The following is a 22,358-nucleotide window of genomic DNA, read 5'->3' on the forward strand; positions in this document are numbered from 1 at the left end:
GGCGTGGCCCGGCGTGGCCCGGTGCGCTAGCATGTTGACGTAAACACAGATCGTTCGACGGGAGCGCAATGAGCTGGCTGGTCACCGGTGGTGCCGGATACATCGGGGCGCACGTCGTCCGTGCCCTCGCCGCGGCGGGCATCGAGCCCGTCGTCATCGACGATCTCTCCAGCGGCCACGCCGCCTTCGTGCCCGAGGGTGTGCCCTTCGCGCAGGGGACGATCCTCGACGAGGCCTTCGTCACCCGGACGCTCCGCGAGCACGCCGTCGAGGGCGTCATCCACGTCGCCGGCTTCAAGTACGCGGGCGTCTCCGTCACGCGCCCGCTGCACACGTACGCGCAGAACGTCGAGGGCACGCGCGCCGTGCTCGCCGCGATGGCGGATGCCGGCGTGCCGAACATCGTCTTCTCCTCCAGCGCCGCCGTCTACGGCACGCCGGACGTGCCGCTCGTGACCGAGGACCTGCCCAAGCGCCCCGCATCCCCCTACGGCGAATCCAAGCTCATCGGGGAATGGCTCCTGCGCGACCAGGCCGTCGCCACGGCCGCGGACGACCGCCCCCTGCGGCACACATCGCTGCGCTACTTCAACGTCGTCGGCTCGGGGGACCCGAGCGTCTACGACACGAGCCCGCACAACCTCTTCCCCATCGTGTTCGAGAAGCTGCTGGCCGGCGAGACCCCGCAGATCAACGGCGCCGACTACGACACCCCGGACGGCACGAACGTCCGCGACTACGTCCACGTCGCCGACATCGCCGCGGCTCACGTCGTCGCGGCGCAGCGCCTGATGGCGGGCGAACCCGTCGAGGCCGCGTACAACCTCGGCTCCCGCAACGGCCTGTCCGTGCGCGAGATCATGGATGCCATGGCCCGCGTCACCGGGATCGACTTCACTCCGGTGATCGCGGCCCGTCGCCCCGGCGACCCGGACCGCATCGTCGCAACGGGCGAGCTCGCGGCCCGCGACCTGGACTGGCAGAACCGGTACACCGTCGACGAGATGGTCCGCTCGGGCTGGGACGCGCGCCGCAACGCCGGCTGAGGCCAGCCGCGCGGCGGCGCCGTGCTCGCGCGCGGCCCCCGGTGACGGGGTCGGGCCAGCTACGCGACCGAACGGCGGAGATCGTCGCCTCGGCGCACCGAGCGCCTGCAAGGGTGAGCCGTCCCGGCACGGAATCCGCCGTTGGGTATCCGGACGATGCACGGAATCCGCCGTTGGGTCCGATCGGCGCACGGAATCCGCCGCCGGGCACCCGGATCGACGCGGCGCTCGGCTCAGACCGGCGGCGGCGCCGTGCTCGCGCGCTCGACGAGTACGGGCGTGAGCGCGAGAGGCTCGCCGCGGCCCCCGCCGATCGCGCCCACGAGCGCGGCGACGGCGGCGGCGCCGAGGGCGTCGAAGTCCTGACGCACCGTCGTCAGGGGCGGCAGATACTGGGCCGCGTCGGCGACGTCGTCGAAGCCGACGACGCTGACCTCGCCGGGTACGTGCCGGCCGGTGTCGGCGAGCGCGCGCAGCGCCCCGAGTGCCATCTGATCGTTGGCCGCGAAGAGCGCCGTCGCGTCGGCGGGCAGCGCGGCGGTGACAGCGTGACCGGATGCCGACGACCAGTCGCCGCGCAGCGGCTCCGGGGCCGCGATCCCGGCCGCGGCCAGCGCGTCGCGCCAGCCGCGCTCGCGCTCGGCGGCGGCGAACGAGCCGGCGGGGCCGGCGAGGTGGTGCACCGCGGCGTGCCCGAGTGCCAGCAGGTGCGCGGTCGCGGCGCGCGCGCCGGCGGCGTGGTCGGTCTGCACGACGACGTATCGGTCGTCCGGCGGGGAATCGACGACGACGAGGGCCAGGGAGCGCGGCACCTCGACGCCGCGGGCCAGCGCTGTCGCCTCATTGAGCACGATCGCCCCGTCGACGCCCTGCTCGTGGAGACGGGCGAAGCCCTGGGCGACGGCATCCCGACCCGATGCCGTCACGACGGTGAGCGCAAAGCCGCGTTCGGCGGCGGCAGCGGCGATGGCCTGCAGCATCCGCGAGTTGCCGACCGTGGCGAGGGTCGAGACGACGAGCCCGATCGTGTCGGTGCGGCCCGTGCGCAGCGCGCGCGCCGCGCGGTGCGGACGGTAGTCGAGCTCGACCATGGCGCGTTCCACGCGCCGCCTCGTCGCGGGGTCGACGCGCGGGCTGCCGTTCACGACGCGCGAGACGGTCTGTCCGGAGACGCCGGCGATCGCGGCGACATCCGCCATCGACACGCGTCGCTCCACGACTCCTCCTTGCCCGCCCGGCCATCCGGATCGGCCGATGTTGACGATAACATAGCAGTGGAGTACCGTGTTGACGTGAACATCCCGACTGACACTCCCGCCGCAACGGAGTTGGGCGCCGGCGTCCTGAAGCGACCCACGCGTCTCGCCGACGGCCGCGAGCTCATCTACTACGACGACCCCGCCACGACCCTCGGCCCCGACCGCGCCGTCGACGCGCGCGACCTCGACCCGCGTCCCGCCACCGCGACGATGCGCCAGGACATCCTCACCGGCGACTGGGTCTCCGTCGCCGCCGCCCGGCAGAACCGGGCCTTCCTGCCCCCGGCCGAGCTCGACCCGCTCGCGCCGCAGTCGGCGACGAACCCGTCCGAGATCCCCTCGCTCTACGACGTGGCCGTCTTCGAGAACAAGTCGCCCTCGTTCGGCCCGGCCCTCGCCGCCGCCGTCGGCGACGCCCCGGAGGCCGCCGACCCGCCCCGCGGCATCGCCGACCTCGAGCACCTCGGTCTCGGCCGCACCCGCACGAGCGTCGGCCGTTGCGAGGTCGTCTGCTTCTCCCCCGAACGCACCGGCTCGTTCGGCACCCAGACCGTCACCCGCGCCCGCACGGTCATCGAGGCGTGGGCCGACCGCACGGCCGCCCTCTCCGCCCTCCCGGGCATCGAGCAGGTCTTCCCGTTCGAGAACCGCGGCGAGGCCATCGGTGTCACACTGCACCACCCGCACGGTCAGATCTACGCCTACCCGTACGTCACGCCGCGGACGACCCGCCTCCTCGACTCGATCGACCGGACGGCACCCGACCTGTTCCAGCGCATCCTGGAGTTCGAACAGGCCGGCCCGCGCGTGCTGCTGCGCGGCGAGCACTGGACCGCGTTCGTGCCGTTCGCCGCGCGCTGGCCCCTCGAGATCCACCTGCTGCCGCACCGCCACGTGCCCGACTTCGCCGCCCTGTCGGCGGAGGAGCGCGACGAGCTCGCCCCCCTCTATCTGCGACTCCTCCGCGGCGTCGACGCGCTCTACGACAGCCCGACGCCTTACATCGCAGCGTGGCATCAGGCGCCCGTCAACGTCGGCCGCAACACCGTGCGACTCAACCTGCAGCTGACAAGCCCCCGCCGCGCCGCCGACAAGCTCAAGTTCCTCGCCGGCTCCGAGGCCGCGATGGGCGCGTGGATCGGCGACGTCCCGCCGGAGGCCGCCGCAGACCGGCTGCGTGCCGCGATCGAGGGGGTGTCCCTGTGACCGCCGCGGGCGAGGCCCACGGCCTCTTCATGCAGCTCACCGGCGTCGAGCCGACCGGCCTCTGGTCCGCCCCCGGCCGCGTCAACCTCATCGGGGAGCACACCGACTACAACGACGGCTTCGTCTTCCCGTTCGCGATCGACCACCGCACGTACGTCGCCCTCGGCCGACGCAGCGACGGTCGCATCCGCGTGACCTCCACCTTCGACCCGGATGCCGTCGAGATCGGCATCGACGAGCTCGACGACGTGTTCCCCGAACGGCGCGACGAGATCGCGGAATGGGCGCGGTACCCGCTGGGCGTCGCCTGGGCGCTGCTACGCGCAACGGGCGCCACCGGCGTCACCGGCGTCGACCTCGCGATCGCCTCGGACGTGCCGGTCGGCGCAGGCCTGTCCTCCTCCGCGGCGATCGAGGGCGCGACCGCCGCCGCGCTCGACGACGTGTGGGGTCTCGGCCTCGACCGCGTCGCACTCGCGCAGGCAGGGCGGACGGCGGAGAACGAGGCCGTCGGCGCCCCCACCGGGATCATGGACCAGATGGCATCCATGCTGGGACGGGCGGATGCGGGCATCTTCCTGGACTGCCGTTCGCTGGAGGCCGACGTCGTCGACCTCGGCTTCGCCGCAGCGGGTCTCGAGCTCCTGGTCATGGACACCGGCGTGAAGCACGCGCACTCCACCGGCGGGTACGGCGAGCGCCGCGCCGCCTGCGAGCGGGGCGCCGAGATCATGGGCGTCCCCGCCCTCCGCGACCTCGCCGTCGCCGACCTCCCACGCGCGGAGGAGCTCATGGACGACGTGACCTTCCGGCGGGTCCGGCACGTCGTGACCGAGGACCAGCGCGTGCTCGACGCCGTGCAGACGCTGCGCGCGGAGGGGCCGCGCGCGATCGGCGCGCTCCTGGATGCCTCGCACGTCTCGATGCGGGACGACTTCGAGATCTCGGTGCCCGAGCTCGACCTCGCCGTGGACACCGCCCGCGCGGCGGGAGCGATCGGCGCGCGGATGACCGGCGGCGGATTCGGCGGCGCGGCGATCGCGCTCGTCGACCACGGTCACGTGGCATCCGTCACCGCCGCCGTCGAGACGGCATTCGCGGATGCCGGGTTCGCGGCGCCGCACATCTTCACGGTGCATCCCTCGGACGGCGCACGCCGCGACGGCTGAGCGCCGAGTCCCGCGAGGGGCGGCGCCGCGCAGCGCCTCCTCCTCGCGGGGCCGGCAGCGCATCCTCGCGTGGCCGCCAGGGCGCACGTCCGCCCGCGGATAGACTGCGATCCGATGGCTGACGACGAGCGGGACGCGGTGCGCCAGGACCTGGCGGTCACCCTGCGCGAGCTCGCCTGGACGATCCACCGGAAGGCGCCGGACCGCGCCGGCGTCGGGCCGATCCCCACCACCGAGATCGCGCTGCTCAAGCAGATCATCGACCACCCGGGCGCCACCGTCGGCGAACTCGCGCAGGGGCTCGGACTCCGTCAGCCCAACGTCAGCGCCGCGCTGCGGGCCCTGCTCGGGCGTGGGCTCGTCGAGCGGCACCAGTCGCCCTCCGACCGGCGGATCGCGTCGATCTTCGTGACGGATGCGGGCGTCGCCGAGCACCAGGAGATCTCCACCGCGTGGGCGACGCCCGTGCACGCGGCCATGGCCGACCTCGACGCGGCGGAGGTCGACGCTCTCGCCGCGGCAGCCGGCGCCCTCGACGCCGTGCTGCGTCGCCTGCGCGCCGCCGACTGATCGGCATCCGATCGTCGCGACCGTCGGATGACCGGCCGATGACGACTCGGTGACCCCCTGGCCTCCGGCCGCGGCGCCGCAATAGCATGGCGCCCGTGCCGCGGCGACGGCCGTCGCGGCCCGGGAGGAGACATCGTGGCGTACATCACCGTGGCGACCGAGAACTCGGCCGACGTCGACATCTACTACACCGATCAGGGATCCGGTCAGCCTGTCGTGCTGATCCACGGCTTCCCCCTGAACGGCGAATCGTGGGGCAAGCAGCAGGCCGCGCTGCTGGATGCCGGCTACCGCGTGATCGCCTACGACCGCCGCGGATTCGGCGCCTCGTCGAAAACGGGGAGCGGGTACGACTACGACACCTTCGCAGCCGACCTGCACGCCCTCATGGAGGACCTCGACCTCGACGAGGCCGTGCTCGTGGGATTCTCGATGGGCACCGGTGAGGTCGCCCGTTACCTCGCCCGCTACGGCAGCGGCCGCGTGGCGAAGGCGGCGTTCCTCGGATCGCTCGAGCCTTTCCTCCTCATCACCGACGACAACCCGGGCGGCGCCGGCGACCAGGCGTTCTTCGACGGCATCGCCGCCGCGGTCCGCGACGACCGGTACGCCTTCCTCGCCGGGTTCTTCCGCGACTTCTACAACCTCGACGAGAACCTCGGGAGCCGGATCTCGCAGGAGGCGCTCGATGCGAGCATCGCCGTCGCGAACCAGGCCGGCAACACCGCGATCGCCGCGGCGCCGCTGACCTGGCCGACCGACTTCCGCGCCGACATCCCCTCGGTGACGGTGCCGGCGCTCATCGTGCACGGCACGGCCGACAACATCCTGCCGATCGACCACACCGGCCGGCTCTTCAAGGACCTGCTGCCGCAGGCGACCTACGTCGAGATCGCCGGCGCCCCGCACGGGATGCTCTGGACCCACGGGGACGAGGTCAACGAGGCGCTACTGGCCTTCCTGGCATCCTGACGCCGGTCCGCCGCCGCCGCCGCAACCGCCGCTGCCGCCGCCGTTGCGGCGCAAACTGCAGGACCGGGTGTGACCAGAGTGACGGCTGAGCCCCACAGGCCACATCCGTCACGGCTGATCCTGCGGATCGCCTCGGGCATCGCCTCGCAGCCGGGAGTCAGTCCGCGGCGGCGAGGACGGCGTGCGGCATGCGCGCCCGCATGACGGCGATGGCCGCCGGGTTGTCGTCGACGAGCACGGCGTCGCGGCCGAGGGCGGATGCGACGGCGCCGGTCGTGCCGCTCCCGGCGAACAGGTCGAGCACGCGATCGCCGGGGCGGCTGGATGCCTGGACGATCCGGCGGAGGATGCCCTCGGGCTTCTGCGTCGGGTAGCCCGTCTTCTCACGGCCGGACGTCGGCACGATCGTGTGCCACCAGACGTCGGTCGGCAGCTTTCCGCGGGCCGCCTTCTCCGGTGTGACGAGGCCCGGCGCCATGTACGGCTCCCGGTCGACGGACTCCGAGTCGAAGTGGTAGCGCTCCGGGTCCTTCACGTAGACGAGGATCGTGTCGTGCTTGGTGGGCCAGCGCCGCCGCGACTTCGCGCCGTAGTCGTAGGCCCAGATGAGCTCGTTGAGGAAACAGGCGCGACCGAACAGCGCGTCGAGCAGCACCTTCGCGTAGTGCGCCTCCCGGTAGTCCAGGTGCAGGTAGAGCGTGCCCTCGGGGCTGAGGAGACGCCACGCCTCCGCGAGGCGGGGCTCGAGGAAGTCCCAGTAGTCGTCGAACCGGTCGTCGTAGGCACGCAGGTCGCCGCGCAGGCGCGCATAGCTGGTGCCGCGGAATCCCCGCTTGACCGGGGACAGCGTCGTCCCGACCGGGTCGTCGGCCCCGCTCACGACCGCCTGTTCGACGGTGCGCCCTTGCGAGCGGCCCGTGTTGAACGGCGGGTCGAGGTAGACGAGCGCGAAGGAGCCGCTCTCCAGAGAGCGCGCGATCTCCAGGTTGTCGCCCTGGCGGATCTCGACGGCCCCCGGAGTCGCATCGGCGCGGGGCGCCGTCACGGGACCCGGTGCAGCCACGCGTCGGTCGCGAACTTCGACGTTACGAGCGCCTCCGCCTCGGCGTATTCCTCGTCGGTGATATGCCCGGGCTGCGCCCCGTAGAGCGTCGTGAAGGTCTCGATGAGCCGCTCGATGATCGCCTCGCGCGGCAGTCCGGTCTGGCTGCGGAGCGGGTCGACGCGCTTGGCCGCCGAGACGGTGCCCTTGTCGCTGAGCTTCTCCCGCCCGATGCGCAGGACATCGGTGAGCACCTGGCCGTCCATGTCGTAGCTGAGGGTCGCGTGATGCAGCACGCCGCCGTTGGCGAGCCGCTTCTGCGCCGCACCGCCGATCTTGCCCTGCGGCGACGCGATGTCGTTGAGCGGCTGGTAGGTCGCCTCGATCCCGAGCGAGCGCAGGGCCTGCAGCACCCAGTCGTCGAGGAAGGCGTACGAGTCCGCGAAGGTCATGCCGGCGACCAGGGATGCCGGGACGTACAGCGAATACGTGACGATGGCGTCGGCGGCCATGAGCATGGCCCCTCCGCCGGAGATCCGCCGGACGACGTCGAACCCGTGCGCAGCGGCTCCGTCGGGATCGACCTCGTTGCGGTACGACTGGAACGAGCCGATGACGACGGCGGACTCGTCCCACTCCCAGATGCGGAGGGTCGGGCGGCGGCGGTCATCGCCCACCCGCGCCGTGAGGACCTCGTCGAGCGCGAGGTTCATCCGCGGCGACACGGCCTTCTCGTGGACGATCTCCCACTCGAAGTCGCGCCAGCCGGGGGCCGTGACGAGCGCGCGGCGCACCGCGGTGCCCACCGCCTCGGGGGTGAAGCCGAGAAGCTGCGCGCCCTCCGGCAGCGCGCCGCGCACGGCGGCCGCGATCGTCGCGACATCCGCTTCGACGGGAAGGCCGGTGACTGCCGCGTCGATGTCGGCGAGCGCGTCGTCCGGCTCGAGGAAGAAGTCCCCGGCCAGGTGGAAGTCCGCGATCCGGCCGTCCCTGACCTCGAGGTCGACCACGACGAGCTTGCCGCCTGGGACCTTGTACTCGCCGTGCATCCTCCCAGCCTACGGCGGGGCCACCGCCCGCGGCGCCGTCAGGTGCGAGCCGGGACGCGGCGGTCGAGCCAGGCCAGCAGGTCAGCGCGCACCTCGGCCTGACTCACCTCGTTGAAGATCTCGTGGCGGGCATCGGGATAGACGAGCGTCGTGACATCCGAGAGACCCGACCGCGTGCGGTACGCGTCGGCGAGCCGGTGCACGCTTCGCGGTCCGCCGACCGGGTCGTCGCGACCCACCATGAGCAGCACCGGGACGTCGACGCCGAGATCGCGGCGCGGGAGTCCCAGCAGCCGCAGGGAGTCGATGATCCCGAAGAGCTTGATGAGCGGCACCGTCGTCGTCAGAGGGTCATCCAGGAAGGCTTGCCCGACCGCAGGATCGCTGGAGAGCCATTCGGTGCCGAGAGCGCCCTTGGCGTGCCACTTCCGGTTGTACGGACCGCTGCTCATCGACCCGAACCGGCGCAGCGCCGATCCGGAAAGGACGACAGCGTCGTACGCGTCGGGCTCGTCGTTGAACATCTTCTGCGCGAGAAGCGACCCCCACGAGTGTCCCAGGAGGATGAGCGGCAGTCCGGGGTTCTCGTCGCGGATGAGGTGGGTGAACTGCCGGCACGCCGCGATCGCCGCACGCAGCCCTCCGACGCCGAGCCGGCCGAGCCGCGCGGCGTCGCCGCCGTGCTGCGTCATCCCGGTGCGGCCGTGGCCGCGGTGATCGTCCGCGTAGACCGTGTACCCGGCCGCGGTGAGCGCCGTGATCAGTGCCGCGTAGCGTCCCGCGTGCTCGCCGACGCCGTGCAGAAGCTGGACGACCGCCCGCGGCGTCGTCTCGGCGGGATGGACGTCGTAGACGATGACGACACCGTGCGCATCGATGAACTCGGGCATGGACAGAGCATAGGGGCGGGGAGGCGGCATCCGCTCTCCCCGCCCCCGCTCACGTCATCCGCGGGACTTCGTGACGACCACGGTGGCCGACGGATCCGACGCGGCCGACGAGCCGGCGCCGCTCACCGCGGAAGTCAGTCCCGAACGCGTCGATGGGGATCCGGCGATCCGGCTCGCACTTTACTTAGCACGACTAATGAGTTATGCTAAGCATTACATGACCTCTCCAGCTCTCTCCTCAGAAACCTCCGGCGACCTCGCCCACGAAGCCGCTGACTTCCGCATGGCGACGTTCCGGCTCGCCCGTCGCCTGCGCGCGCACCGCGCCGTCGACTCGATGAGCGACGGTCAGTTCGCCGTGCTCGCCGCCCTGTCCATGCATGGCGGCCACACCCTCGGCGAACTCGCGGACCGCGAGCGCGTCTCGTCGCCGTCGATGAACCGCACCGTGAACTGCCTGGAGGAGTCCGGGTACATCACGCGCACGCCCGACGAGAGCGACCGCCGCAAGGTGAACATCGATCTCACCGACGCCGGCCGGGCCGTCGTCGAGGAGACGGTGCGCCGACGCGATCTGTGGCTCGAGTCCGCGTTCAGCACCCTCGACAACGAGCAGCGCGCGACGCTGGCGCGGGCCGCCGAGATCATGCGGGAGGTGGCGAGCCGATGAGCGCCATGTTCCGCTCCTTCTCCGTCTTCAACTACCGCGTCTGGTTCATCGGCGCCCTCGTCTCCAACGTCGGCGCGTGGATGCAGGCCACGGCCCTCAGCTGGGTCGTCCTGACCGAGCTGACCAACAACGACGCCGGCGCCATGGGCGTCACGATGGCGCTGCAGTTCGCTCCCCCGCTGCTCCTGGTGAGCGTGACCGGATGGGTGGCCGACCGCTTCGACCGGCGCAAGCTCCTGTTCGTCACGCAGAGCCTGCTGCTCCTGCTCGGGCTCGCGATCGGGGCGCTCCTGCTCGCCGGTGTCATGACCCTGCCGCTCATGTACACCTTCGCCCTCGCGCTCGGTGTCGTCTCGGCCTTCGACAACCCGAGCCGCCAGGCCTTCGTCTCCGACCTCGTGTCGCGCGAGAACGCCTCGAATGCCGTCGCGCTGAACGCCGCGTCGTTCAACGGCGCCCGCATGATCGGTCCCGCCGTCGCGGGCATCGTGATCGTCGCGGTGGGCACGGGCTGGGTCTTCTTCATCAACGGCGTCACGTTCCTCGCGATGCTCGTCGCCCTGATGCTCATCCGCACGGATGACCTCATCCCGCGCGTCCGGCACGCCGGCGCCTCCCGGCTGGCCGACGGGTTCCGCTACGTGAAGGGCCGCCCCGACCTCGTCGTCACGTTCGTCATGGTGTTCCTGCTCGGCGCGTTCGGCATGAACTTCCCGATCTTCGCCTCGACGATGGCGCTCGAGTTCGGCCAGCAGGCCGACGGGTACGGACTGCTGAGCTCGATCCTCGCCGTGGGGTCCCTCGCCGGTGCGCTGCTGGCCGCCCGCCGCGACCGCGCCCGCATCCGCCTCGTCATCGTGGGCGCCGGGATGTTCGCCGCCGCCGCGTTCCTGTCTGCCGCGATGCCGACGTACTGGACATATGCCGCAACGCTCATGCTCACGGGCTTCGCCGTCGTCACCACGCTGACGACCGCGAACGGCTACGTGCAGACGACGACGGATCCGGCGCTCCGCGGGCGCGTGCTCGCCCTGTACATGGCGATCCTCATGGGTGGCACGCCCATCGGCGCGCCCATCGTCGGGTGGGTCGCCGCCGAGTGGGGTCCCCGCGCCGCGATCCTCGTCGGCGCGAGCGCGGCGTTCGTCGCGTTCGCCATCGGCCTCGCCTGGCTGCTGATCTCCGGTCGACTGCATCGCCACGAGTCACGCCGGTTCGCGCTGCAGCTCGACGAGACGCGCCCGCTCCCCGTCGTGGCGCCTGCGGAGTTCAGTGACGAGGTCGCCGGGACGACTCCGATCAAGCTCCCCGCGGACGCTCGCCGGGGCTGAGGCGCGTCCCGGCTCAGCCCGTCGTCGACTCGCGCACCACCAGCTCCGGCCGGAAGCGCACATTCCGCTCGTGCGCTCCGCCGGGCTCGGCGAGCTCCTTCAGCAGCAGGTCGACGGCCGTGTACCCGATGAGGGATGCCGGCTGCCGGATCGAGGACAGGGGCACGACGGTGGCCGCCGCGAAGTCGATGTCGTCGTAGCCGATGAGTGCGATGTCGTCGGGGATCCGGACGCCCGACATGATCGCGAGAGCCTGGATGGCCCCGACGGCGAGCAGGTCGTTGGCGGCGAAGATCGCGTCGGGGCGACGACCGGCGGGCTTCTCCAGCATCGCGAGCGCGGCCGCACGGCCGTGGAGGACGCTGAGCGCGGGCATCTCGACGGTCTCCAGCGTCGCGCCCGCGACGGCGTCCACGGCCCGGCGCGCCCCCTCGAGGCGGTCGGCGACCTGGCGGATCGATTGCGGCCCGCCGAGGAACATCAGCCGTCGGCGGCCGGCGGCCAGCAGATGGGATGCCGCGAGATGACCTCCCTCCACGTCGTCGACGGCGACGGAGCAGAAGCCCGAGCCCTCGATCTCCCGGTCGACGAGGATCACCGGTGACCCGGCATCCTGCACCCGCTTCAGCCGCGGGACGTCGTCGGTCGTGGGGGTGATGAGCACGCCGTTGACGCGCTGCTCGAGGAACAAGTCGAGGTAGCGGGCCTCGCGGGACGGGTCTTCGTCGGCGTTGCCCAGGAGGACGGCCATATCGGCCTCGTCGGCACGGTTCTCCGCACCGCGCGCGACGTCGGCGAAGAACGGGTTCCCGGCATCGAGGACGACGAGACCGATGCTGCGGCTGCGGCCCACGCGCAGCTGGCGGGCGGCATCGTTGCGGACGAACCCCAGGTCGGCGATCGCGGCGAGGACGCGCGCGACCGTCTCCGGGGCCACCTTGGCCGGCCGGTTCAGGACGTTGGAGACCGTGCCGACGGAGACGGAGGCCGCGGCGGCGACGTCACGGATGCTGGCGGCCACGGGGTCTCCTCTCGATCAGCTCGCTCGCCCGATCCTAGCCATGCCGCCCGCCGGCGGTCGTCCACGCGCGCGCCCGCGTCATCGCGCCCCTTTGCGTCCGGACCCGATCTGGCGTAGGCTCACTGAAACGATTCATACCTCTCCAGGAGTCCTCGATGACGAGCCCCTCCGCCCCGCAGCGGGTCTGTTTCGAGCTGCGGGTGAAGCCCGAGATGCTCGGCGAGTACCTCGCCCGGCACACCCCGGTGCGGGCCGAGATGCTCGCGGAGATCGCGGCATCCGGTCGCCGCAACTACTCCCTCTTCCTCGGCGAGGGCGGCCGCCTCATCGGCTACTACGAGACCGACGACGACGCCGCGGCACAGGCCTACCTCGCCGCATCCGAGGTCGCGACCCGGTGGGAAGCCGAGATGGCCCCCTTCTTCGTCGACCTCGACGGGCGCCCCGACCAGGCCGCGACCACCCTGACCGAGATCTTCCACCTGCACGACCAGCTGACGGCATCCGTCACCGACCACGAAAGCGACGCATCGTGAGCACCCTCACCTCCGACCACCTCGCCACCCTCGCGCAGCAGGGCATCGAGCTGCCCAGCTGGGCGTTCGGCAACTCCGGCACCCGGTTCCGCGTCTTCCCGACCGCCGGCACACCCCGCGACCCGTTCGAGAAGATCGCCGACGCCGCCGAGGTCAACCGGCACACGGCGCTCGCCCCGTCGGTCGCCCTGCACATCCCGTGGGACAAGGTCGACGACTACGCGGCGCTCCGCCGCCACGCGGAAGGCCTCGGCGTCGCCCTCGGCACGATCAACTCGAACACCTTCCAGGACGAGGACTACAAGTTCGGCGCCCTCACGCACCACGACGAGCGCATCCGCCGGAAGGCGATCGACCACCACCTCGAGTGCATCGACATCATGGATGCCACCGGCTCCCGCGACCTGAAGATCTGGCTCGCCGAGGGGTCGAACTACCCCGGCCAGAACGACATGCGCGCGCGCCAGGACCGCCTGCAGGACTCCCTGCAGCAGATCTACGCCCGCCTGTCCGGCGAGCAGCGCCTCGTGCTGGAGTACAAGTTCTTCGAGCCGTCGTTCTACCACACCGACGTCCCGGACTGGGGGACCTCCTACGCGCAGGTGGCGGCGCTCGGCGACTGTGCCCTCGTGTGCCTCGACACCGGGCACCACGCGCCCGGCACCAACATCGAGTTCATCGTCATGCAGCTGCTGCGCCTCAGGAAGCTCGGCTCGTTCGACTTCAACTCGCGCTTCTACGCCGACGACGACCTCATCGTCGGGGCGGCCGACCCGTTCCAGCTGTTCCGCATCATCCTCGAGGTGATCCGCGGCGGGGGCCTCAACAACCCCGACGTCGCGTTCATGCTCGACCAGTGCCACAACATCGAGGACAAGATCCCCGGTCAGATCCGCTCGGTGCTCAACGTGCAGGAGATGACCGCCCGCGCCCTGCTGGTCGACCGCGACGCGCTGGACGCGGCACAGAACGCGAACGACGTCCTGGCCGCGAACGCCGTGCTGATGGATGCGTTCTACACCGACGTCCGCCCCCAGCTGGCGCAGTGGCGCGAGTCGCGGGGCCTGCCCGCCGACCCGATGGCCGCGTACGCCGCCTCCGGGTACCAGCAGCGCATCGCCGCCGACCGCGTCGGCGGCACCCAGGCGGGCTGGGGCGCCTGACCACCCTCCCCCCGACTCCCTTCCCGAGTGTCCGGACACCGACGAAAGCGAACCGACCCACAATGACCAACGAGACCGCCCAGGCGCTCATCGCCCGCAGCAACCGCCTGGGTGCCGACCCGAAGAACACCAACTACGCGGGCGGCAACACGTCGGCCAAGGGCACCGAGACCGACCCCGTCACGGGAGAGCCGGTCGAGCTGCTCTGGGTCAAGGGATCCGGCGGTGACCTCGGCACGCTGAAGCCCGAGGGTCTCGCGGTGCTCCGCCTGGACCGCATGCGCAAGCTCGTCGACGTCTACCCGGGCGTCGAGCGTGAGGACGAGATGGTCGCCGCGTTCGACTACTGCCTGCACGGCAAGGGCGGCGCGGCGCCGTCGATCGACACGGCGATGCACGGGCTCGTGGATGCCGCCCACGTCGACCACCTCCACCCCGACGCGGGCATCGCGATCGCGACCGCCGCCGACGGCGCGGCGCTGACGGCCGAGATCTTCGGCGAGAAGGTCGTCTGGGTGCCGTGGCGTCGCCCCGGCTTCCAGCTCGGCCTCGACATCGCAGCCATCAAGGCGGCGAACCCGCAGGCAGTCGGCTGCATCCTCGGCGGGCACGGGATCACGGCGTGGGGCGACACGTCGGAGGAGTCCGAGCGCAACAGCCTGTGGATCATCGACACCGCCGCCGCGTACATCGCCGAGCACGGCAAGGCCGACCCGTTCGGCGCCGTCCGCGCCGGGTTCGAGGCGCTCCCCGAGGCGGAGCGGCGCGCCCGCGCCGCGGCGCTGGCTCCGACGGTCCGCGGCCTCGCGTCCACCGACAAGCCGATGGTGGGGCACTTCACCGACAGCGACGTCGTGCTCGACTTCCTGGCATCCGAGAAGGCCCCTGCCCTCGCCGCCCTCGGCACGAGCTGCCCCGACCACTTCCTGCGCACCAAGGTCAAGCCGCTCATCCTCGACCTGCCCGCGACCGCATCCGTCGACGGCGCGATCGCCCGCCTGCAGGAGCTGCACCAGGAGTACCGCGCCGACTACCAGGCCTACTACGACGCGCACGCCACCGAGGAGAGCCCCGCGATCCGCGGCGCCGATCCGCTCATCGTCCTCGTACCGGGCGTCGGCATGTTCAGCTACGGTGCGAACAAGCAGACCGCACGGGTCGCCGGCGAGTTCTACGTCAACGCGATCAACGTCATGCGCGGGGCCGAGGCGCTCTCGACCTACTCCCCCATCTCGGACGCCGAGAAGTTCCGCATCGAGTACTGGGCGCTCGAAGAGGCGAAGCTGCAGCGGATGCCGAAGCCGAAGTCGCACCAGGGACGCATCGCGTTCGTGACCGGCGCCGCAAGCGGCATCGGCAAGGCCATCGCCGCCCGCCTCGCCGCGGAGGGCGCGTGCGTCGTCGTCGCCGACCTCGACCTCGAGAAGGCGCAGGCGGCGGCCGCCGAGCTCGGCGGCACCGACGTCGCGATCGGCGTGGCCGCGAACGTGGCTGACGCCGACGGCGTGCAGGCCGCCATCGACGCGACGCTCCTCGCCTTCGGCGGCATCGACCTCGTCGTCAACAACGCCGGCCTGTCGCTGTCCAAGCCGCTGCTGGAGACCACCGAGAAGGACTGGGATCTGCAGCACGACGTCATGGCGAAGGGCTCGTTCCTCGTCAGCAAGGCCGCGGCGCACGCCCTCATCGCGCAGCGCATGGGCGGCGACATCATCTACATCTCCTCGAAGAACTCCGTCTTCGCCGGCCCCAACAACATCGCGTACTCGGCGACGAAGGCCGACCAGGCCCACCAGGTGCGCCTCCTCGCCGTCGAACTCGGCGAGCACGGCGTCCGCGTCAACGGCATCAACCCCGACGGGGTGGTCCGGGGCTCCGGCATCTTCGCCTCCGGGTGGGGCGCCAACCGCGCCGCGACGTACGGGGTCAAGGAGGAGGACCTCGGCCAGTTCTACGCGAACCGCACGATCCTCAAGCGCGAGGTGGTCCCGGAGAACGTCGCCGACGCGGTCTACGTCCTCACCGGTCCCGAGCTGTCCCGCACGACGGGGCTGCACATCCCGGTCGACTCCGGCGTCGCGGCCGCTTTCCTGCGATGACGGGCGCCGTCGCCGCGGGCGCCGTCGCGGCGATCGACCTGGGTGCGACGAGCGGCCGGGTCATCGTCGGCCACGTCGGCCCCGACACGCTCGACGCGACGGCCGTCGCGCGGTTCCCCAACGACCCGGTGCACGCCGGCGACGGCCTGCACTGGGACCTCCTCGGTCTCTACGGGGCGGCCCTCGGCGGTCTGCGCGAGGCATTCCGGCAGGAGCCGGGCATCACGAGCATCGGCATCGACTCGTGGGCCGTGGACTACGGCCTGCTCCGCGGCGGCCGCCTCCTGGGCGACCCGTTCCACTACCGCGACGAGCGCACCGCGCGCGGCGTCGAGCGCGTGCACGCGCGGATGCCGCATCCCGAGCTGTTCGAACGCAACGGGCTGCAGTTCCTGCCGTTCAACACGCTGTATCAGCTCGCGGCGGAGGATCCGCAGCTGCTCGCGATCGCCGACACCGCCCTGCTCATCCCCGACCTCCTCGGCTTCTGGCTCACCGGCTCCTCCCGCGCCGAGCAGACGAACGCCTCGACGACGGGCCTGCTGCGCGTCCTCGACGGAGCCTGGGATGACGATCTCGTCGCGGCGCTCGGGCTGCCGCGCGGGCTCCTCCCCGCCCTCATCGCCCCCGGCGAGCGGCTCGGTGCGCTGCGCCCCGGGGTCGCCGCGTCGCTCGGCGCCGGCCCTGGCGCGGGTGTCACGGCCGTCGGGTCGCACGACACGGCATCCGCCGTCGTCGCGGTCCCGATGCAGGCGGATGCCGCGGCATACATCTCCTGCGGGACGTGGGGGCTCGTGGGGGTCGAGGTGGACCACCTCGTCCTCTCCCCCGCCGCGCGGGCGGCGAACTTCACGAACGAGGGCGGCGTGGACCGCCGGGTGCGTCTGCTGCACAACGTCATGGGGCTGTGGGTGCTGAGCGAGGCCGTGCGCGGATGGGAGCGGCAGGGACACCGCATCGACCTGCCGACGCTGCTCGACGCGGCGGCCGAGGTCGACGCGACCTCCGTGCCGGTCTTCGACGTCGACGACCCCCGTTTCCTCCCCCCGGGCGACATGCCGGCGCGGATCGACGCGTGGTGCGAGGAGCACGGGATCGCCGCACCGCGCACGCGGGCCGAGTACACCCGCTCGATCGTCGAGTCGCTGGCGGAGGCGTTCGCGCGCTCGGCACTCGAAGCCGGACGCCTCGGCGGAGTCGACGTGCGCACGATCCACATCGTCGGCGGCGGGGCGCTGAACGAGCTGCTGTGTCAGCGCACCGCCGACCGCAGCGGGCTGCCCGTGCTCGCCGGCCCGGTCGAGGCGACGGCGCTCGGGAACGTCCTCGTCCAGGCGCGCGCCGCGGGACTCGTGTCCGGTTCCCTCGAGGCGCTGCGCGACCTCGTCGCCCGGACGCACGCGCCGCGCCGGCACACGCCGCGTGCGTGATGCTGTCGTTGCCGCGCCGCCGCGCGTAGCGTGGGGCCATGAGCGATCACGCGCACGACGACGACTCCGCGTCCGGCCCCCTGACCGGCGACAGCGACTCGCAGAGCGAGGCCCTGGCCGCCTCGGAGAAGCCGCTCGGCGGGGATGAGGGCACCGAGGACGAGCTCGAGGCCGACAACGACGTCGAGGAGGACATGATCGCGACCCTCCACCCGGACGCCCCGCCGGCGTGACGGCGCGGAGGGATGCTGGGCGCATGGCACTCCTCGGACTCGACGTCCCGATCGTCCTGGGCCCGTTCGGCGGGATGAGCTCCGTCGCCCTGACGGCCGCGGTGAGCGACGCCGGCGGTCTCGGCTCCTACGGCCTCTACGGTTACCCGCCCGCCCGGATCGCCGAGACGGCGCGGCTCCTCCGTGAGGCGACCGATCGTCCATTCGCGCTGAACCTCTGGATGCCGGTCGGCGACGAGGCCGGGCCCGGCACGGTGGACACGCGCGCAGCGCAGCGCGCCGTCGCGCCGCTGTACGAGGAGCTCGGCGTCCCCGCGCCTGCGGGGACGCCGGAGCGCTTCGTCCCGGACGTCGCCGAACAGCTGGATGCCGTGCTCGCGGCGCGGCCGGCGGTGCTGAGCTGCGTCTTCGGCATGCCGCCCGTCGCGGTCGTCGAGGCGGCCCGCTCGCGCGGCATCCGCATCGTCGGCGCGGCGACGACCGTGGCGGAGGCGATCGCCGTGACCGCGGCGGGGGCGGATGCCGTCGTCGCGAGCGGGTTCGAGGCCGGCGGGCACCGCGTGAGCTTCATGAAGCCGGCGGAGCAGTCCCTCGTCGGGACGTTCGCGCTCCTCCCGCAGGTCGTGGATGCCGTCGACATCCCGGTCATCGCTGCCGGGGGCATCGCCGACCGGCGCGGGGTCGCCGCCGCGTTCGCCCTCGGCGCCGCGGGCGTCCAGGTCGGGACGGCGTTCCTCGGCACGCGGCAGTCGGCCGCGAGCGCGGCGCACCGCGCGGCTCTGCGGGGGCTTGCCGCAGACGACACCGTGCTGACCCGGGCGGTGACCGGGCGCCTCGCCCGCGGCATCCGCAATCGCCTCGTCGCGCACGTCGAGGCGGCCGACGCGATCGCCCCGTTCCCCGCGCAGAGCTGGGTCGTCGGCGCCCTGCGCGCGGAGGCGAACCGCCGCGGCGACGGCGACCTGCAGTCCCTGTGGGCGGGTCAGTCCGCCGCGCTCACGCGCTTCGACGACGCCGCGGAGGTCTTCGCCGAGCTCGCGGCAGGTCTGCCCCGCTGACGGGGAGCCCGCGGCGGCTCCGCCCGCGGCGAGAAACCACATCCAGCGCGAGAAACACCCACGCGCGTGGTTTGTCATGTCGGGTGTGGTTTCTCGGCGGCGGCATGCCCCGGGGCTCAGGCCTCCCGCGTGATCGTGACCTTCACGTGCAGATTGCTCTTGAACGGGCCGGCGTAGACGCCGCGCAGCGGTGGGACGTCGTTGTAGTCGCGCCCGCGGCCGACCATGACGTGCCGGTCGCAGATCTCCGTGCCGTTCGTCGGGTCGAAGCCCTGCCAGTCCCCCGCGAACCACTCGACCCAGGCGTGCGATTCGCCGGACACCGGCACGCCGACCTCCGCGTCGGCCTGCGGGTGGAGGTAGCCGGAGACGTAGCGGGCGGGGATGCCGACGGACCGGAGCGCCGACAGGGTGATGTGCGCCATGTCCTGGCAGACGCCCTTGCGCTCCTCCCACGCCTCGCTGGCCGTGGAATGCACGCCGGTGATCCCGTGCATGTACTCGACGGCCTCGCCGATCGCGGACGCGATCGCGAGGGCGGCGCGGCTCGGGGTGTCATGCTCGGCAGCGATCGACCGGGCGAGCTCCGCGACCTCGGGGTGGACCCCCGTGCGCGGCGTCTGGGTCATCATCTCCACGGTCGAGATCGAGCGCTCGGCTTCCCGCGCGAGACCGTCCCAGCTCATGTCCCCGTGGGCGAGCGGACGCGGGCGCACCTCGACGAGCGACCGCGCCGTGATGTTCAGCGCAGCGTGGCCGGCCATGACGTCGAACGCGGCGACGCGGGTGCCGAAGTAGTCGAGGTACTGGTTGACGCTCGTGGACGGCTCGATGTCCAGCTGCGAGCTGAGCACGAACTGGCTGTCCGTCGAGCTGGGCAGCATCCGCGCCTCGTTGTAGGACGCGCCCACGTCGCCCTGGTAGGCGAACCCGGTGGCGTGCTCGATCCGCAGGCGCTTCATGAGGTCTCTCCGATCCAGCTCGGCTCGGCGTGCGTGGGGAAGAACCGGCCGCGGATCGCCTCCGACGCCTCGCGAGTGACCTTCTGGACCTGCTCCATGTGCTCGGGCAGCTCGGAGATGATCTCGGTGATCGGGCGGTACTCCAGGTCGTTGCGGATGCGGCCGAGCGCGCGCAGCACGGCGTTGGAGTGGCCGACGCGGTCGGCCACGGGGTCGATCGCGCTCATGCACTCCTCCGCGCGCTGGATGGAGTGGATGATCGAGCGCGGGAACAGGCGGTCGAGGAGGAGGAACTCGGCGGCGTTGCTGGCGCTCGGCATCCCCCGGTAGGTGCGCAGGTACGCCTCGTACGCGCCGCAGGAGCGCAGGATGGTGGTCCAGGACGGACCGGACGCCTCGGTCAGCGAACGGGTGGCGAGCAGGCGCGCCGTCATGTCGGTGCGCTCGATGGATCGCCCGAGCGTGAAGAACTGCCACGACTCGTCGCGGCTGGTGGTCGAGTCGGTGATGCCGATCGCGAGGGCCGAGCGCTCGCGCACCCACTGGAAGAACTCGTGCACCTTCTCGTCGTTGAGCCGTCGCGGCATCCGGGAGTAGGTGGTGTTCAGCGTCTCCCACAGCTCGGTCGAGACGATCTCGCGCGCGCGGCGGGCGTTCTCCCGCGCCGACTGCAGCGCGTACGCGATGCTCGACGGGTTGGTCCGGTCCACGGCGAGGCGCTTGAGCACGTCGCTGCGCGTCACGCGGGCGAGCTCGTCCTCGGCGGGGAACGAGCCCATGACGCCCATGAGCGAGCGGCAGGCGGTGTCCTCGTCGATCCAGGGATCCTCGAGGAGCAGCTGCAGATGGACGTCGAGGATGCGGGCCGTGCCGTCGGAGCGCTCGATGTAGCGTCCGATCCAGAACAGCGATTCGGCGATCCGGCTCAGCATGGCGTCGCCTCCTCGCCGGTCTGCTGCTGCTGCTCCTGCTGCTCGGTGTGCGGGCGCGGGTGATCCTGCGGCGAATGGTCGGGCTCGTGCTGCGGGTCGTAGACGATCGAGATGGTGCCCGTGACGGATGCCTGATCGGCCACGAGGCCGGGAAGTCCGTCGCCCTGGCCGTACTCGACGTGCCGGGGCGCCGCGCCGCCCACGATCCACGTGTCCTTGGAGCCGCCGCCCTGACTGGAGTTGACCACGAGCTGGCCTTCGGGCAGCGCGACGCGGGTCAGGCCACCGGGGAGCACCCACACCTCGTCGCCGTTGTTGACGGCGAACGGGCGGAGGTCGGCGTGCCGGGGGCGCATCCCGTCCTCGACGAGGGTGGGGATCGTGGAGAGCATGACGACGGGCTGAGCGATCCAGCCGCGCGGGTCGGCGCGCAGCCGGGTGCGGAGCTGGTCGAGTTCGGCCCGTGAGGCGTCCGGACCGACGACGAGGCCCTTGCCACCGGACCCGTCGACGGGCTTCACGACGAGCTCGTCGAGCCGGTCGAGCACCTCCTCGAGCGCACCCGGGTCCTCGAGCCGCCACGTGTCGACGTTCTTGAGGATGGGCTCCTCGGCCAGGTAGTACCGGATGAGGTCGGGGACGTAGGTGTAGAGGAGCTTGTCGTCGGCGACGCCGTTGCCCACGGCGTTGGCGATGGTCACGTTGCCGAGGCGCGCCGCGAGCATGAGACCCGGCGCGCCGAGCATCGAGTCGGCGCGGAACTGCAGCGGGTCCAGGAAGTCGTCGTCCACCCGGCGGTAGATGACGTCGACGCGCTGCGGCCCGCGGGTCGTGCGCATGAAGACCTTCCCACCCACGCACTGCAGGTCACGGCCCTCGACGAGCTCCACGCCCATGAGGCGGGCGAGCAGCGTGTGCTCGAAGTACGCCGAGTTGTAGACCCCCGGCGTCAGCACGACGACGTTGGGGTCTTCGACGCCCGGAGGAGCCGACGCGCGCAGCGCCTGCAGCAGCTTGTTGGGGTAGTCGCCCACGGGGCGCACCCGCATGGAGACGAACAGCTCCGGCAGGGTCTGGGCCATCACCCGGCGGTTCGAGATGACGTAGCTGACGCCGGAGGGCACCCGCACGTTGTCCTCGAGCACACGCATCTCGCCGTGCTCGTCGCGGATGAGGTCGATCCCGGCGACCTGGATGCGCACGCCGTTGGCGGAGCGGATGCCGGCGGCCTGCCGGTAGAAGTACTGCGACGACGCGATGAGCTTGGCCGGCAGCACCCCGTCGCGCACGCAGTGCTGGTGCCCGTACGCGTCGTCGAGGAACGCCTCGAGCGCCCGGACGCGCTGCTGCACGCCCTTCTCCACCCGCGACCACTCGTCGTACTCGATGACGCGGGGCACGGCATCCAGCGGGAAGGGGCGCTCCTCGCCGGCGAAGTCGAACGTCACGCCCTGCGCGAGATAGGAGCTCGCGAGCGACTCGGTGCGGCCGCGGAGCTCCTCCTGCGTCATCTGCGCGAGGGCCTGGTAGAGCTCGCGGTACGCGTCGCGCGACTCGGCCGCGGCACCCGGATGGGCGGGTGCCCCGAACATCTCGTCGAACGCCGGCACGCCGGATGAGGTCTTGCGCGGCGCCAGTGTGGAGCCGTATCCGTCGAACAGGTCGCCCATGCCGTCGAGCCTAGCCGGGCGCGTGTTGCCGGAGTGTTTCGGTGCGCTCC

General features: G+C 71.9%; 21 protein-coding genes. 13 read left to right on the forward strand and 8 right to left on the reverse strand.

The features are described from left to right. Positions 1 to 68 precede the first annotated feature (68 nt). A complete protein-coding gene (galE, locus tag MSA03_RS03850) occupies positions 69 to 1,046 on the forward strand; it encodes a UDP-glucose 4-epimerase GalE (protein WP_147049711.1) in 978 nt (325 codons plus the stop codon). A 233-nt stretch (positions 1,047 to 1,279) separates the two neighbouring features. On the opposite strand, the gene MSA03_RS03855 is transcribed toward galE, so the two are convergent. Continuing rightward, the gene (locus MSA03_RS03855) at positions 1,280 to 2,245 is read right to left on the reverse strand and encodes a LacI family DNA-binding transcriptional regulator (protein WP_147049948.1); all 966 of its coding nucleotides are present in this window, start codon (positions 2,243 to 2,245) and stop codon (positions 1,280 to 1,282) included. Between the two features lie 93 nt (positions 2,246 to 2,338). Here MSA03_RS03855 and galT point away from each other — a divergent pair, with 93 nt between their 5' ends. The 4 genes from galT (at position 2,339) to MSA03_RS03875 (ending at position 6,222) form a co-directional block, all read left to right on the forward strand. Further along, entirely contained in the window at positions 2,339 to 3,511 is a 1,173-nt protein-coding gene (gene galT, locus MSA03_RS03860) for a galactose-1-phosphate uridylyltransferase (protein WP_371863064.1), read from the forward strand. Beyond that, positions 3,508 to 4,680, forward strand: a complete 1,173-nt coding sequence (gene galK / locus MSA03_RS03865) for a galactokinase (protein ID WP_147049712.1) — start codon at positions 3,508 to 3,510, stop codon at positions 4,678 to 4,680. Before galT ends, galK begins: the two co-directional genes overlap by 4 nt. A gap of 114 nt (positions 4,681 to 4,794) precedes the next feature. Then, complete coding sequence (locus MSA03_RS03870; protein WP_218028797.1) at positions 4,795 to 5,250, forward strand: MarR family winged helix-turn-helix transcriptional regulator; 456 nt, start codon at positions 4,795 to 4,797, stop codon at positions 5,248 to 5,250. A gap of 135 nt (positions 5,251 to 5,385) precedes the next feature. Beyond that, complete coding sequence (locus tag MSA03_RS03875; RefSeq protein WP_147049713.1) at positions 5,386 to 6,222, forward strand: alpha/beta fold hydrolase; 837 nt, start codon at positions 5,386 to 5,388, stop codon at positions 6,220 to 6,222. A gap of 157 nt (positions 6,223 to 6,379) precedes the next feature. Here MSA03_RS03875 and MSA03_RS03880 read toward each other — a convergent pair whose 3' ends face one another. Genes MSA03_RS03880 through MSA03_RS03890 form a run of 3 tightly spaced genes read right to left on the reverse strand, consistent with a single transcriptional unit; the run spans position 6,380 to position 9,203 of the window. Next, entirely contained in the window at positions 6,380 to 7,285 is a 906-nt protein-coding gene (locus MSA03_RS03880) for a DNA-methyltransferase (RefSeq protein ID WP_371863065.1), read from the reverse strand. After that, a complete protein-coding gene (gene lplAB / locus MSA03_RS03885) occupies positions 7,264 to 8,313 on the reverse strand; it encodes a lipoate-protein ligase LplAB (protein WP_147049715.1) in 1,050 nt (349 codons plus the stop codon). The genes MSA03_RS03880 and lplAB overlap by 22 nt, the downstream gene beginning before the upstream one ends. 38 nt (positions 8,314 to 8,351) lie before the next feature. Beyond that, complete coding sequence (locus tag MSA03_RS03890; RefSeq protein WP_147049716.1) at positions 8,352 to 9,203, reverse strand: alpha/beta fold hydrolase; 852 nt, start codon at positions 9,201 to 9,203, stop codon at positions 8,352 to 8,354. 217 nt (positions 9,204 to 9,420) lie between these two features. On the opposite strand from MSA03_RS03890, the gene MSA03_RS03895 reads away from it, so the two are divergent. Beyond that, positions 9,421 to 9,873 (forward strand): MarR family winged helix-turn-helix transcriptional regulator, encoded by a 453-nt coding sequence (locus tag MSA03_RS03895; protein ID WP_147049717.1) that lies wholly within the window; start codon positions 9,421 to 9,423, stop codon positions 9,871 to 9,873. 5 nt (positions 9,874 to 9,878) lie between these two features. Next, a complete protein-coding gene (locus tag MSA03_RS03900; RefSeq protein WP_028496434.1) occupies positions 9,879 to 11,204 on the forward strand; it encodes an MFS transporter in 1,326 nt (441 codons plus the stop codon). 13 nt (positions 11,205 to 11,217) lie between these two features. Here the strand turns inward: MSA03_RS03900 and MSA03_RS03905 are convergent, their stop codons facing one another. After that, positions 11,218 to 12,225 carry a LacI family DNA-binding transcriptional regulator gene (locus MSA03_RS03905; RefSeq protein WP_028496433.1) on the reverse strand — a complete coding sequence of 336 codons (1,008 nt, stop codon included), beginning with the start codon at positions 12,223 to 12,225 and terminating at the stop codon, positions 11,218 to 11,220. Positions 12,226 to 12,380: 155 nt separating this feature from the next. On the opposite strand from MSA03_RS03905, the gene MSA03_RS03910 reads away from it, so the two are divergent. The 6 genes from MSA03_RS03910 to MSA03_RS03935 all read left to right on the forward strand — a co-directional run bounded on the left by MSA03_RS03910 (position 12,381) and on the right by MSA03_RS03935 (position 18,744). After that, a complete protein-coding gene (locus tag MSA03_RS03910; protein ID WP_147049718.1) occupies positions 12,381 to 12,761 on the forward strand; it encodes an L-rhamnose mutarotase in 381 nt (126 codons plus the stop codon). Further along, a complete protein-coding gene (gene rhaI / locus MSA03_RS03915; protein ID WP_147049719.1) occupies positions 12,758 to 13,924 on the forward strand; it encodes an L-rhamnose isomerase in 1,167 nt (388 codons plus the stop codon). The genes MSA03_RS03910 and rhaI overlap by 4 nt, the downstream gene beginning before the upstream one ends. Before the next feature lie 62 nt (positions 13,925 to 13,986). Further along, positions 13,987 to 16,023 carry a bifunctional aldolase/short-chain dehydrogenase gene (locus MSA03_RS03920; protein WP_147049720.1) on the forward strand — a complete coding sequence of 679 codons (2,037 nt, stop codon included), beginning with the start codon at positions 13,987 to 13,989 and terminating at the stop codon, positions 16,021 to 16,023. Next, entirely contained in the window at positions 16,020 to 17,453 is a 1,434-nt protein-coding gene (locus MSA03_RS03925; protein ID WP_147049721.1) for a rhamnulokinase, read from the forward strand. The genes MSA03_RS03920 and MSA03_RS03925 overlap by 4 nt, the downstream gene beginning before the upstream one ends. A 38-nt stretch (positions 17,454 to 17,491) precedes the next feature. Further along, entirely contained in the window at positions 17,492 to 17,686 is a 195-nt protein-coding gene (locus tag MSA03_RS03930) for a hypothetical protein (RefSeq protein WP_147049722.1), read from the forward strand. Between the two features lie 23 nt (positions 17,687 to 17,709). Continuing rightward, positions 17,710 to 18,744 carry an NAD(P)H-dependent flavin oxidoreductase gene (locus tag MSA03_RS03935; protein ID WP_147049723.1) on the forward strand — a complete coding sequence of 345 codons (1,035 nt, stop codon included), beginning with the start codon at positions 17,710 to 17,712 and terminating at the stop codon, positions 18,742 to 18,744. 116 nt (positions 18,745 to 18,860) lie between these two features. Here MSA03_RS03935 and MSA03_RS03940 read toward each other — a convergent pair whose 3' ends face one another. From MSA03_RS03940 to MSA03_RS03950, 3 genes are read right to left on the reverse strand one after another with little or no spacing between them, the layout of a single operon-like run. After that, the gene (locus MSA03_RS03940; protein WP_147049724.1) at positions 18,861 to 19,706 is read right to left on the reverse strand and encodes a transglutaminase family protein; all 846 of its coding nucleotides are present in this window, start codon (positions 19,704 to 19,706) and stop codon (positions 18,861 to 18,863) included. Beyond that, complete coding sequence (locus MSA03_RS03945) at positions 19,703 to 20,638, reverse strand: alpha-E domain-containing protein (RefSeq protein ID WP_147049725.1); 936 nt, start codon at positions 20,636 to 20,638, stop codon at positions 19,703 to 19,705. The genes MSA03_RS03940 and MSA03_RS03945 overlap by 4 nt, the downstream gene beginning before the upstream one ends. Further along, complete coding sequence (locus MSA03_RS03950; RefSeq protein WP_147049726.1) at positions 20,632 to 22,308, reverse strand: circularly permuted type 2 ATP-grasp protein; 1,677 nt, start codon at positions 22,306 to 22,308, stop codon at positions 20,632 to 20,634. The genes MSA03_RS03945 and MSA03_RS03950 overlap by 7 nt, the downstream gene beginning before the upstream one ends. Positions 22,309 to 22,358 lie beyond the last annotated feature (50 nt).

The sequence above is a fragment of the Microbacterium saccharophilum genome, from assembly GCF_007992455.1.
Classification (GTDB): Bacteria; Actinomycetota; Actinomycetes; order Actinomycetales; family Microbacteriaceae; genus Microbacterium; species Microbacterium saccharophilum.